Source organism: Nonomuraea sp. NPDC047897 (assembly GCF_043204415.1).
Classification (GTDB): Bacteria; Actinomycetota; Actinomycetes; order Streptosporangiales; family Streptosporangiaceae; genus Nonomuraea.
Genome location: NZ_JBIDCC010000004.1, coordinates 257,355 through 269,836 on the forward strand (window position 1 = coordinate 257,355; position 12,482 = coordinate 269,836).

The window sequence follows — 12,482 nt, forward strand, 5'->3', positions numbered from 1 at the left end:
GCTGAGTCCCGGACCGGACCGGCTCCCCTCCAGGAGCGAGCCGTCTCCCCTGCGCGGGGGAACAGAAGAGGCCGCGATCACCAACAGATGATCATCGCCGTCTCAAGTCGATCGTACGGATGGTGTAGCCGGCGGGGTCCCATTCGAGAGTGACGAGCCTGCCGTATCTCGTGGCCAGCCTGCGGCGCAACTCCTGGTCGAAGGTGTCGGCCCGGAGGACGACCCGGTTGAGCTCCGGGCGGATGCCCATGGCCGATACCGCCGGTTCGGCGATGGGGCCCGGCTCCTCCTCCATCAGCGCCTTCAGCTCGGCGTGGCTGTTCTCCGCGGGCCGTACCCGGGGCACGATCCGGTACGAGACGTGTCGCCGGCCCGACCAGTGCGTTCCGGAGATCGGCGAAGCCGCCAGCGCGCGCCCTCGGGCGGTGACGTAAGGGGCGACGAGCCGGTAAGGCTTGTGCAGGACGTAAGGCGGCGCGAGATCATGCGGATGGGTTTCGGCTCGCCGCTGCGCGGCTTCCCACGCGCGGAGGAACGGCCCGATGCCCTCGGACGACCTGAGCAGATCGGCGGACGCGGGCTGGTAGTAGACCTCCACCCGATCGTGCGCAGCCGGCTGCACGATCACCCGCCACCCGCCCGGCAGGAATGCGGGCGCCGCCGTCACGACGTAGACGGCGCACAGCGCGACGAACGCCTTCACCCGCCCGCGGATTGTCGATCTCGGTGCAGCGGGGCCACACTGTCTGTCCATGGACGACGCCATCTTCTGCTGGTCCTCCTGATGCTCCCTCGTCAGCGCGTCGCGCTGGTTGTGGTGGGGGCGGTGGGCGCGCTCGGGCTGCTGGTCGCCGCGTTTCTCGGCTTCGTCGCCGGTGCGCAGGTCGGAGTCGACGACAGCGTTCGCGGCCGGCAGGAGGTGGCGTGGCTCGTCCTGTGGGCGGTGTCGACGCTGGTTCCCCTGATCGCGGCGGTGGCAGTTGCCGCGTGTGCCGTTGGCCGGTGGGGCCGGTTCGGCAAGCGGCTGGCCCTGCAGTTCCTGCTGCTCACCGTCGCCGTGCTCGCCTGCGGTGGGTCGATCCGCCTGCTTGCCGGAATTCCGTAGACCGACGGGCACGAGGCGCAGCACGCGGCCACGACGAGGACCGGCGCGAGTACCGACGGCCCATGAACGCTTCGGTCCGGGCGAACGCCGTCTCCCCGGACCTCGGGCGGCCGACTTGCCGCCGGGCAGTCACAGGGAGCACCAGCAGTAGAGCAGCTGATCGTCTTCTCTCGCCCGACGTGCCAGACCGACAAACTCCTGAGTGAGTGACAGCATGTACCCGTCGTCATCAAAGGTGAAGCGGGAGAACTCCTCGATGGCGGCCCACCGCTCCGCCAGCATCGGCAGGCGGGCGTCGTCCACACCGGCGAGCATGTCACGAGCCTTCACCGGCAGTTCCATGATGCAGGGCCCTTCCAGGTATGGGGAGTCTTCGGGCAGGGCATCCCACTCTTCGTCACTTCGTGGCGCACCCTCTGGAGGTGGATAGAGCACCACCGTCTCGACCAGCCCCAGGGAATAGTCGACTTGGCCGGCGAACGCGACGAGCTGTCCCAGGGCCACTTCGGGGTCGATCCATTTGGTCACCACCACATCGAACTCCGGAACTCCGCGCGTGGCATCGGCGATCTCGCGGGAATGCTCAGGTTGGACGGTCGCCGCAGCACGGTCCGCGGCGCGGTAGTACTCATAGCAGACACCCACGTAAGCGCTCCTGTCCGAGATTCATGGCGATATGGCCGTCTTTTGGGCAGGTGGACACGCTAGGGCATGCGACTGACATGACGGGCGCTTGAGGCGACCACGCCGCACGGATCTGGCGCGATCACCGGTGCTCCGCGTATGGCACACGCACTCTCCCCAGGCAAGGACCGGCTCACCTCCCGGCCGATCACCCCGGGCAGCGGGCGCGATCCGGCCGGAGGTGACTATCCGTCGAGGAGGCGTGCGAGGAGCGCACCTTGACCGGATTGCAGGACGTGGCCGTGGGCGAGGGGTATCCAGAAACACTCGAATCGGATGGGCTCAGCGTTTCCGTGGTGATTCTCTTGGCTTGTCCATCGTTCGGGCGTCGCTTGATGGAGCTCAAGACGGAAGAAGTGCCGACGTTGGACCTCCGGCCGGTAGGGGGTGATGTCGTAGTCGGCGACGCCGAGCTTGCGAATGACGGTCAATGCGCTGAGCCCGGTTTCCTCGCGCGCTTCTCGGACGGCTGCGCAGGCGGGGTCTTCTCCAGCCTGGACGGTGCCCGCGGGCACCTGAATGCCGACTTCCTCGTAGCTGTAGTCCAGGTGCCGGAGACGAGGAGGTATCCGTCTCGGACGATGTAGCAGACGACTTTGTCGCGCACGGTCTTCTCGGGCATGGACGGCCTCCTGCGCGGTGGTGGGAGGAGGGACCTTATCGCGGCCCTGGAAGTGCGTGGTATCAAATCCCGGTCGTGTGACGTGAAAAGGGCTACGAAAAGATCGAAGGCCCTCTCCCCGTGACCGGGGCGAGGGCCTTATAAGACGGCACTGGATTGCAACTAGAACTGCAGCCAGGAACGGCCGCAGCGATATCGCCTTTCTGTCGTGAGCAGATGGCAGGATCATCGCCGTGACAGACATCGACGATCTCCTTCGACGGGTGTCCGCCAAGGCGAGCGTGACCATGGAGCACCTGCCTCCCCCCGCGACGGCGGAGGAGGTGGCGCAGGTGGAGCGCATCTTGGGCTTCCGGCTTCCTCCCGTGCTCGTGCGGCTCTACCGCGAGGTGGCCAACGGCGGTTTCGGGCCCGACCACCAGCTCCTGCCGCTGCGGGGTGAAGGACGTACCGCCATGAGCGACTACCAGGAGGAGCGGAACGGCTCGGAGTCCGGCGGTGACGCGCACTGGCCGGCGGACGTGCTGCCCATCCTGGACTGGGGGTGCGGCATGTACGCCGCAGTGGACTGCCGCAGGCCCGAGGGCACCGTACTGCTCTTCGAGCCGAACGGGGTCAGCGGCGACTGGCATCGCGCGTGGTACGTCGACGCGGAGCGTCTGACTGATTGGCTGGAGACCTGGCTGTCGGGAACGGGCTGGTACGAGGAAGACGCCGACGAAGACGGCGAGATGCGGCCGTGGGAGCAGGCCCGGCAGCGGCTGGCAGAGGGAAGGTGACCACACCTCGAAGCGGCGGATTGAAAGTGGATGTCGCTCAACCTCCTCCACGGACAGGTCGCCCTCCTGGCCACCCGCGGTCGCACGCTCGGCCAGGTCCTCGTCGATCTCGACGGTGACGACGCCGCCGTGCGGGCCGGCCAGCTCCACCATCGTCTGTCGGCGCAGAGCCCGCGCCACCGGACGGCTGGACAGCGGTCAGACAGCGGTGAGAGCGTCGTGGAAGGCAACCGCGTCGGCGTGGCCCGGCCACCGCTGCCGCAGCTCTGCGTCCAGGCAGCTCAGTTCCCGCCGGATCCGTGCAGACCCGGTTTGCGAGGCCACGGTGAGCGCCTCGTGGCCGAGATGCGCGGCGCGGGCCGGGTCCTGTTCTGCTTGGGCCACCGCGACGGCGAGCTTGGCCGTCAGGTGGCCGCGATCCCGTGCCACGCCGGTAGGCAGCTTGCCGATCTGGTCTTCCAAGATGGCCGCCGCCGCGCCCGGGCGGCCCGCGGCCCGGTAGCAGACGGCGGACTGCTCCCGCAGCATGTCGAGGTCGTAGTGGTGCAGGTAGACGGGCACAGCTGGGTGGGTGACGTGCGGGTGGCCGCGCAGCGTCTCGGCTGCCTCGTCGAGGAGGGCGAAGCATTCGTCGTGCTCGCCGAGCATGGCCAGGCCGCGCGCCTGCTGCTGGGCGGCCAGCGCGGTGAGCTTCGACTCCAGCCCGGCCGGGTTGCGGCGGGCGGCGGCGGCCAGCTGGACGACGCCCGTGTAGTCGTCGGCGAGCATGGCGATGTTGGACTGGCGCACCAGCATGTAGGCAGCCATCTGCGCGTCGCCGGCGCACTGCGCCCACTCCGCAGCGCGCCGCGTCCACGCCATCGCCGAATCCAGTTGGCCGAGGTCCTGGTGCAGCCAGCCGGCCATCTCGGCGTACTGGGACAAGACCTGGAGCAGCGGGTCGGCGTAGGCTGCCGTGGAGCCGCGGCGCAGCTCGTCGAGGACCTGAACCTGCGCGAGCACCGGGCGCAGCAGTCCGCGAGGGCCGAGCATCTTGTCGGCGGTGTAGTGCTCGGCCAGGACGCGGCGGAAGTAGCCGAGCACCTGGTCGTCGACCCGGCCGGGCTGGCCGATCGCCTGGGTGACGCGCTCGTAGTGATCGGCATCGCCGATGCCGGGCAGGATCGAGCTGAGCGCTCCGCCAGCCAGCAACTGCGCGAACTGGCGCCTGGAGAGGATCACGCGGACGCTCCTTCCGTCGGTGGTGAGCATGTCCAGCATGACCGCTTCGCCGTCATCGCTGCCAGGGACTTTCGCCACCACCGGCAGGGCCTGGCCGGTGGTGGCGGTACGGCGTAACTCGGCGAGCAGACCGCCGACGCCCAGTGCCCGGCCGAGCGCTTCGGCCTGTTCGAGCGGCGGCAGGACCTCGCCGTTCTCGCAGCGTGAGATGCGGGTGTAGTCGTAGTGGGCTCGTTTGCCCAGCTCCCGCTGACTCAGTCCCGCAGCGTGGCGCAGGTGGGCGAGCACGAGACCGAACATGCGCGCTGACGTGCCGTGATCCATCGCGGCTCCTCGTGTTGCTGGCGTGTTGCGGCAACAGCAGACCCCTGGGCGGCCCACCCTCGACCGGGCCACGATTCGGTGTAGGCGGACGCTCCGGAGCGTAAACCCGGCGGTCGAAGATCGCACCCGGGTTGGGTCATGACCTCACCGCTTGGCTATGTCGCCACTCGTACCAGTCGGCATCCTCACGGAGCCAGACCAGCCGCGCGGCGCGGGCCAGAAGGCCCCAGAACTCGGGCGGCTGCGGGCGAGCATCGCCGAGTTCCTCGAGAAGGACGAAGTCCGTCTCCCAATCCTCGTCTCCCAGGCACTCCAGAACCTGGGCATCGCTGACGGTGCTCTCCTCAGGATGGATACCTGGCAGACAGAGCCGGGCAGCCTCGTGAAGCGGAGATTCGCGGGAAGCCACGGCTGCAGCGTAGGGGATCCGACGTGCCTCCGGCCCGTCTTGCACCCGCCGCTGGGCAGTCACATGGAGCGCCAGCAGTAGAGCAGCCGATCGCCTGTAATCGCCCCGTTCAGGCGTCCTGGGGCCATCGCATTTCCGCGACCGGCAGCGCGAGCCAGATCAGCGACGCGCCCGCCACCACGTGGACGGCGCTGGTGAGTGGGGTGTCGGGCAGCGAGGCGAGCAGCGCCAGCAGCGGCAGCGCCACACCGTACCCGTACACGGCGAGCCGGGGAAAGATCCGCGAGCGCGCCATCGAGACGGCGAACAACACCGTGCCGGCCACGAACACCGCGGTCGCGGCGAGGAACGCCACCCTGGTCGGCCCCTGGAGCACCCGCTGCACGATCGCGGGCTCCAGGTAGAACAGCACGAGGTTCAGGGTGAACGCGACACCGGCGAACAGGCTGAGCCCGATGACGTTCACCGCGTACGCGACGAGCCCGAAGCGCCCGCCGGCCGCAGCGTGGTGAAGGTAGAGGACCGTCACCGCCGGTGTTCCCAGCGCGGTGCCGATTCCGAGGACGAAGCTTGTCACGGCGGTCTCGCCGGTGAACGCCTCGACCAGTCCCGGGACCCCGATCGACAGGCCCAACAGGATCGCGCAGATCGCGCCGAAGCGCGACAGCCGGATGGACATCATCGGTAGCGGCTCCTTGCCGTCGGCAGCAGACGTGACGACCGTAGGAGCCCAGGGCCGGGCGGGTGCAGATGCCGGTCGTCCCGGCTTGCGTCCGGAGGTCACGACGCGTACACCAGGCGAAGCCGCCGGATCCGGAGCGGACCGTGCCGGTCGGCATGTGCCGTCCGGCCAGAACCGGCCCGCGACGATCGCCCCCGGGGGGAAGCGGGGCGTAGCCTGACGGCGGACGCTCCTGCCGGACGGACGGGGACCCGCCGCCGTGCGGGAGCGGCTCCGGTTCCCCTCGTCAAGGTCGCGCGAGCCGGTCCCCGACGATGGCAGCACGGCCGTGGCGAACGTGCGGCCAGGAGGCGGCGCGCCGCCGCACCGGTAGGGAGGGTTTGGGATGGCTCCGTCACCGACCGCGCTCGTCCCGGCCGGCGGTCCCCCGTCACGCGCGTCCGGGCGTCCGGTGCCCTGGGTCGCGCCGTTGCTCTACGCCGCGGTGCTGGCGGGCGGGCTGTACTACCACGCCGTCGGCGCCGTCCCTCCACCACCCTCCGGAGTGGCCGTCTTCGTCGCCGGCCTGGCGGCGCTGTCCGGCCTGGACGTGCTGGAGCGGCGGCGCTACCGCCTGTGGACGCCCAAGGGCCCCGCCGCCGCCCTGGCGGGAGTCCGGCTGGCCCTGTTCCTCGTGGTCACGGCCGCCGACCCGGCCGGCCTGTCCCGGGTGCTGTTCGTCCTGCTCCCGTTCACCGCGTACTTCGCCTTCGGCCGCCGGGTCGCGGTCGCGCTGGCCGCCGTATGCCTGGGCCTGCTGGTCGCGTGGTTCTCGATCGCGGCCCCCGGCTGGCACGTGAACGCGGCCTACGTCTCCGACCTGCTCATGTTCGTCCTGGGCCTGGTCCTCGCCGTCTCCATGGCCGCCGTGGCCGTCGGCGAGCAGGAGTCGCGTACGCGGCTGGAGCACGCGCTGGGCGAGGTGGAGGAGTCCCACACGCGGCTCAGCAGGTACGCCGAGCGCGTCGCCGAGCTCACGGCGGCCGAGGAGCGCAACCGGGTGGCGCGCGAGATCCACGACAGTCTGGGGCATCACCTCACCGCCGCCGCGGTGCAGATGGAGAAGGCGGAGGCGTTCCTCGACCGCGACAGGCCCACCGCCGAGCGCGCGCTGGCCGACGCGCGGACGTCGGCCGCGCGGGCCCTGGAGGAGGTCCGTCACTCGGTGCGCGCGCTGCGTGGGGAGGCGGGCCCGTTCCGCCTGTGGGAGGCGCTCGCCGAGCTCGTACGGCGCCTGGACGGCGCTCGCCCGCGCGTGACCCTGGAGACGGCCGGCGACGAGTCGGGCTACGACGCCGCAGTACTGAGGGCGCTGTACCGTGTCGCGCAGGAGGCGCTGACCAACGCGCTCAGGCATGCCGCCGCCGGCCGGGTCACGGTCTCGGCGAGCTGCGGGGACGTGGAGGCACGGCTCGTTGTGACGGACGACGGCACGGGCCTTCCCCCGGCCCCTGGGAGGAACGGGGGGGTCGGCCTGCGCGGAATGCGGGAGCGAGTGCGTCTCGCCGGCGGAGCCGTCGTCGTCACGAGCGAGGCGGGGCGCGGCACCACCGTCACCGTGACCGTGCCGCGCCGGTCGGCGGTGGGACGATGACGCTCTCCCCCGCGGATCCCACCGGCCCGGTCGGACCCGGCGAGCAGCACGTGCGGGTGCTGGTCGTCGACGACCAGGAACTGGTCCGCGAGGGCATCGCCTCGCTGCTCGGCATCCAGCCCGGCATCATCGTCGTAGGCACGGCCGCGGACGGCCAGGAGGCCGTGGAGGCCGCGCTCTCGCTGGAGCCGGACGTGGTCCTCATGGACGTCCGCATGCCGCGGATGAGCGGCGTCGAGGCGGTGTCGGTCCTGCGCCGCCGGGCCCCCGCCTGCCGTGTGGTGATGCTGACGACCTTCGACAACGACGAGTACGTCGTCGAGGCGCTGCGATCTGGCGCGGCCGGCTACCTGCTGAAGAACCTCCCCGCCGCCCGGCTCGCCGAGGCCGTGCGGCTGGCGTCCGCCGGCGTCGCCCAGCTCGACTCCTCGGTCACCCTGCGCCTGGCCGCCGCCCTGCGGTCCGAGCCGGAACCCGGCCGCGACGCCGGGCCGTCACCGGCGTCGGTCCTGACGCCCCGCGAGATCGAGGTACTGAGGCTCATCGCGGCCGGATCGACCAACAGGGAGATCGCGGCGCGCATGTACCTCAGCGAGGGCACGGTGAAGAACCACATCTCGCGGATCCTCGGCCGGCTGGGCCTGCGCGACCGGACCCAGGCCGCCGTCTACGCCAATAATCACCGGCTCCTGTGAGCGCCCCGGGAGGCAGCGGAACTGTCCCGGGTGGATGGTGGGAGGGATGATCAGGCTTCCACCTCAACCACCTACGGTCCTCCGTCCCGCGCGGTCATCCCGGAGCCGGAGGCACTGCCATTGATGGTGTCCGCGGCGGTATCGCCGGCGCAGTACGTGGTCCAGGTCCGCGACGCTGTCGACCAGGTCGACGAGGGATCCGCAGTCGATCGTCCAGGAGATCCTCGGCCACACGCGCGTGACCACCACCTAGCGGTACACGCACGTCGCCACCCTTCGGATGGGGACGCCAGCGACCGCCTGGACTCGGCGCTCTGGGGCTCCGTCTGGCACGCAACTGCAACCCGAACTGCAACTCGCAGTCCTCGGACATCAAAAAGGCCCTTCCCCCTACTACGGGGAAGGGCCTTCCAGCCTGGCGGAGGATCGGGGATTTGAACCCCGGATGGTGTTGCCACCAAACCGCATTAGCAGCTCGGATGTCGCCCGTCCCGCTCAGTTCGACGTGGACCAATAAGCACGGCTGGCCTGCCTGGAACGGCACGGGACGATGCTGGATTGCAACTAGAACTGCAACTAGGTGGAAGGCGCCACCGGCGGAATGACCTCGGTGATCAGTGCAGTGCCGACGGGTGGCCGTGCCTCATGCATCGTGATCGAATCGCCGGGCTGTAGATGCCTCCAGTGCTCGGGGGTCAGAGGAAGCAGTCTCACCGGAGCGCTTCCACCCGTCTGCAAGGGATCACGCCTTTCGATCCAGAGGAAGGCAAAGCTAACAGAGAGGGCGCCTTCAGACGTGCGATGGCCGATGTCCCAGAGAAATTCAAGCCTTCCGCGAGGGAGTAGTGGCATCGAACGGCCTCCGTCCTCGGCTGGCAGAAGGTGAAGTCCAGCCCGGAAGGCGCCGACGCGGGCCTCGCTGCCCCGCCACGCATACCAGTGGGCATCCTCCTTGAGCCACAGCAGGCGGGCGGCGTCAGCCAGGAGCTCCCAGAACTCGGGCGACTGTGGATGCGCATCTCCGAGATCCTCCAGTAGGAGAAGAGCCGTCTCCCAGTCGCCGCCTTTCACGTACTCCATGACACGAGTTGCGCTGATGGCGGCCTCTTCACCGGAGGCGCCGGCGAGACAAAGATGGGCGGCCTTCAGGAGTGGAGAGTCCTGGAGCTCCATAGTTAAGCTGTGCCCCCTCTGGCCATCCGGATCATGATCTCCTGTAGTTAGGCTCCCGATCGGACGTACACAATCATTGCATGTCTCATTATGAGCTTTTTGGGTGAGGCTGCTTGGCCCAAGAGCAAGCTGTCTCTCCTCCTTTCCCGCCTCATCGGGCACGCGACGGGCACGGCGATACTGGGACGATCTTCGGTAGGCGCCACGCCTCCCCACATGGGTACAACGTGCTGAGCCATGCCGCTCATGCGGCTGGTGACCGCTGGCATCCGGGGCCGGCCGCAGGCCGATGCCCAGCCACAGACGGATTTGGCTGCCGGGTGATGAAAGGCGCCACTGTCGCTATGCACGATCCAAACCACGGTGCTAGCACTGAGCCTCGCGGATGTCACGGCTTCGTCGTCGTGGGGCCAGGTTACTCAGCCAGGTTGTCCTGGCAGTCAAGGCGGCGTATCTTTAGGGCAGGCATGGAGCGCGGAATTGGGTCTGAGCCACCGCCGACATCCTTGATGGTGCTGGTTTGTCATGCGCGACCAGGCGCCGCATCCTCTTCTCCTCGAGTCGATCGGACCCGATGCGTCCTTTCGGCTGAAAGGACGCATCCCTATGACTATCTACTCTCAGCACGCGAATCGCGGAAAGGTGCAGATCCTGGCCACCTATCGTGCGCCGGCCGGCATCCAGTCGGTGACGGTGACGAGCGTGGAGAACACTGCGCTTGCTATACCTCTGGTGAGTGCACTCAACAGGATCTCCGCCTATGCCACCGTCCCTATCGCTGTGTGGGACGAGCGCGGAGCGCGTGTGGCGCGCTACCCTGCCGACCACCTTGCCGCGCTCGTCGACCAGGGCGCGCGAGAGAATTTACTGAAGGGCGCCCACAGCCTCTGGTACGAGTACGTGAAGCTGCTGCTTCACCAGGCGCTGATCGATCTTGACGCTGCGATGTCTTCGGTGCCCGCACCCGTACGGACGGCAGTTAAAGCCGAGATCGAAACGGAGGGGTACGCGCTGATCAGGGCTTCAGAGGACCTCGACCCCGAGGAGACGGAAGACGCGCGCATGTGCGAGTTCGACAATCCGTTCGTCACTTTCGATAGCCAGCGCGGGAACGTCTACTTTGGCGATCCCTACTGCCTGGAAGGCGAACGCTCCCGCTTGGACCGCCTCGAACACGGCGCTTCCCTCAAGCGCCTTGGACAGGCAGTCGATGATCTACGACTTCTCTACGACGCCTGTGCTCGATGCAACAACGGGGAGGCGAACCTGATCATCGACAGCTCACTGTTCATTGAGTATGAGCCAGGAGACGAACCAGACCGTTACTTCCTCAGCATCCTGGCTCCTATGCCCAGCGATAATGATGACGCGTGGCAGTTGGAGATCGCGCAATGGATGCCTGATGACCCAGAGGACGAGGACAGTTCCGCAACCGGAGAGCCAGTCCTTCGCTGTGTTCGAGCAACCCCACCTACCGCCTCCGAACTCATAGAAGTGCTGAATCTTAGCCAGGGGCGAGCCCAGCAACTGGCTGATTGGGCGGTAACTCCCCTCGGGGAGGCGCTCGACGGTACGACGTTCATGGTGACTCACCGCTATGACGATCAGTAGAGAATTGGGTGATTAGCTCCCTGATTCTGGGAGCGATCTTCCGCATTCGTCATTACACCGCTAGGCGGTTCCGTAGACACCCTGGGATTTCCACCAGGGGCGCAATCGGTCTCCGTCTCCGTCTTAGCTGCTTATAGGGGCAAACGAACGGTGCCACACCAGCAGAAAGAAGCCCTTCACCAGCGGAACGCGGTGAGGGGACTCTCTCGTTGATCGCCCGTGTGTGCCCGCGATTCCCCCTGTGTTCCCGTGGCATCTGGCACGATGATCACGGGTTGTTCGCCGTGCGGACGCACGCACCCCTCCCGCCGGATCTTCCCGTCGCCGTCGTCCCACCCGTCAGGGGAGCGGGCCAAGGGCTGGAGGTGAAGGTGGAGCTCCCCGCTGGAAGAACGACCTTCGCCTCCAGCCCTTGGTCTGCTCGGCTTGTCCTGGGGCGACGGCGACGGGAAGAGCCGGCCCGCCTCAGCCACTGACTGCGTTGGGCTTGTCGAGATCGTCTCGGAGCCTGAGGCCCCCGCCGGAGGCATCCTTGGTGAGGACCCCGTTCCAAGGGGCAAGACTGCCGGGGCCGGCCTGCAGGGGCCAGGCACAGAGATTGGGTGTGTTTGGATGATTCAAGCCTGTTTGGCCGATATGTGAACCAGCCTCGGCGACTGAATGATGTGGCATACCAGTCAGGTTCCTATTACCTGGACGAGGACTCCGCCGGCTGTCGCGCTTACGCTTTCGTCAGCCGATATAGGAGGAGCACATGCCGGGTCCTCGTGACTACACCCAAGGAACCAAATCTGCGCTAGCCCACCTTAGCGGTGGCTTGTGCTACTACCCTGGGTGCCCCGAACCCATTCTGCGCGAAATGGATGGAAAGTACTACGTGATCGGTTTTATAAGCCATATTAGGGCCGCATATCCGAATGGCCCGAGGTATGACTCGGATATGACCGACGATCAGCGCAGAGACATCCGTAACCTAATCATGCTCTGTGAACCACACCACCTTCGGATAGATAAAGAGCGACCACAAGACTACTCGGTTGAGAAACTTCATAGATGGAAGGCGCAGCGCGAGGCAAGCCCCAGCGAAGCACTAAAGCGCCTTCGAGAAGTGACTCCTAGCGGCTTGAGGAAAATAGTTGCAGACGGAATGAAGGCCCGCGACGAAAAACTTATAGCAGCACTCACGCGGCTCGAAAAATCGGATCAAGGAGCTGCAATGGCCCTTCGCAGCCTTATCGACGAGCTCACCGAGGTCTATACTCAAGGGCGACACGCTCTCGATCCGGATGTTGTCTCAACCCTCGATAGGGCCACAAGGCGGCTTTCCGCTTGGGATCCTATGCACTTTTCTCAGCTGGAAAACGCTGCCAGAGTTCTAGCAAACGCTTTGGACAGCAACGTACTCGATAGCTTTATACGAGCAACACGTCGCCTGCCCGAGCATTAGTGGAGTTCCTTCAGGGTCGCAAAATCCGCACGACAATCGCTGAAGGGCCGTGCAACCCACGACCCGTCACGAGTGAGACACGAAGCTCAGGACTGGC

Annotated in this window: 13 protein-coding genes; 6 read left to right on the forward strand and 7 right to left on the reverse strand. The window is 67.2% G+C overall.

What is annotated here, in order from left to right:
* Positions 1-91 precede the first annotated feature (91 nt).
* Positions 92-703, reverse strand: a complete 612-nt coding sequence (locus ACGF0J_RS11140; protein ID WP_393144403.1) for a hypothetical protein — start codon at positions 701-703, stop codon at positions 92-94.
* An 81-nt stretch (positions 704-784) separates the two neighbouring features.
* On the opposite strand from ACGF0J_RS11140, the gene ACGF0J_RS11145 reads away from it, so the two are divergent.
* A complete protein-coding gene (locus ACGF0J_RS11145; protein ID WP_393144405.1) occupies positions 785-1,105 on the forward strand; it encodes a hypothetical protein in 321 nt (106 codons plus the stop codon).
* A gap of 129 nt (positions 1,106-1,234) precedes the next feature.
* Here ACGF0J_RS11145 and ACGF0J_RS11150 read toward each other — a convergent pair whose 3' ends face one another.
* Both ACGF0J_RS11150 and ACGF0J_RS11155 read right to left on the reverse strand, forming a co-directional pair.
* Positions 1,235-1,750, reverse strand: a complete 516-nt coding sequence (locus ACGF0J_RS11150; protein ID WP_393144407.1) for a hypothetical protein — start codon at positions 1,748-1,750, stop codon at positions 1,235-1,237.
* A 224-nt stretch (positions 1,751-1,974) separates the two neighbouring features.
* Positions 1,975-2,754, reverse strand: coding sequence for an NUDIX domain-containing protein (locus ACGF0J_RS11155; RefSeq protein ID WP_393144409.1), 780 nt, complete (start codon positions 2,752-2,754; stop codon positions 1,975-1,977).
* Between ACGF0J_RS11155 and ACGF0J_RS11160 the strand changes: the two genes are divergently transcribed.
* Positions 2,645-3,190: an SMI1/KNR4 family protein gene (locus tag ACGF0J_RS11160; protein WP_393144411.1), complete on the forward strand. Its 546-nt coding sequence runs from the start codon at positions 2,645-2,647 to the stop codon at positions 3,188-3,190. The two genes, ACGF0J_RS11155 and ACGF0J_RS11160, sit on opposite strands and share 110 nt — an antisense overlap.
* A 198-nt stretch (positions 3,191-3,388) precedes the next feature.
* On the opposite strand, the gene ACGF0J_RS11165 is transcribed toward ACGF0J_RS11160, so the two are convergent.
* The 3 genes from ACGF0J_RS11165 to ACGF0J_RS11175 form a co-directional block, all read right to left on the reverse strand.
* Positions 3,389-4,735: a helix-turn-helix domain-containing protein gene (locus tag ACGF0J_RS11165; protein WP_393144413.1), complete on the reverse strand. Its 1,347-nt coding sequence runs from the start codon at positions 4,733-4,735 to the stop codon at positions 3,389-3,391.
* A 136-nt stretch (positions 4,736-4,871) separates the two neighbouring features.
* Entirely contained in the window at positions 4,872-5,144 is a 273-nt protein-coding gene (locus ACGF0J_RS11170; protein ID WP_393144415.1) for a hypothetical protein, read from the reverse strand.
* Positions 5,145-5,253: 109 nt separating this feature from the next.
* Positions 5,254-5,826 carry a hypothetical protein gene (locus ACGF0J_RS11175; protein WP_393144417.1) on the reverse strand — a complete coding sequence of 191 codons (573 nt, stop codon included), beginning with the start codon at positions 5,824-5,826 and terminating at the stop codon, positions 5,254-5,256.
* 385 nt (positions 5,827-6,211) lie between these two features.
* Between ACGF0J_RS11175 and ACGF0J_RS11180 the strand changes: the two genes are divergently transcribed.
* Both ACGF0J_RS11180 and ACGF0J_RS11185 read left to right on the forward strand, forming a co-directional pair.
* A complete protein-coding gene (locus ACGF0J_RS11180; RefSeq protein ID WP_393144419.1) occupies positions 6,212-7,459 on the forward strand; it encodes a sensor histidine kinase in 1,248 nt (415 codons plus the stop codon).
* On the forward strand, positions 7,456-8,154 hold the full coding sequence (locus ACGF0J_RS11185; protein ID WP_393144421.1) for a response regulator: 699 nt from the start codon (positions 7,456-7,458) through the stop codon (positions 8,152-8,154). The genes ACGF0J_RS11180 and ACGF0J_RS11185 overlap by 4 nt, the downstream gene beginning before the upstream one ends.
* 576 nt (positions 8,155-8,730) lie before the next feature.
* Here ACGF0J_RS11185 and ACGF0J_RS11190 read toward each other — a convergent pair.
* Positions 8,731-9,327, reverse strand: coding sequence for a hypothetical protein (locus tag ACGF0J_RS11190; RefSeq protein WP_393144423.1), 597 nt, complete (start codon positions 9,325-9,327; stop codon positions 8,731-8,733).
* 525 nt (positions 9,328-9,852) lie between these two features.
* Here ACGF0J_RS11190 and ACGF0J_RS11195 point away from each other — a divergent pair.
* Positions 9,853-10,938, forward strand: coding sequence for a hypothetical protein (locus ACGF0J_RS11195; protein ID WP_393144425.1), 1,086 nt, complete (start codon positions 9,853-9,855; stop codon positions 10,936-10,938).
* Positions 10,939-11,797: 859 nt separating this feature from the next.
* Complete coding sequence (locus ACGF0J_RS11200; protein ID WP_393144427.1) at positions 11,798-12,385, forward strand: hypothetical protein; 588 nt, start codon at positions 11,798-11,800, stop codon at positions 12,383-12,385.
* Positions 12,386-12,482: the final 97 nt, after the last annotated feature.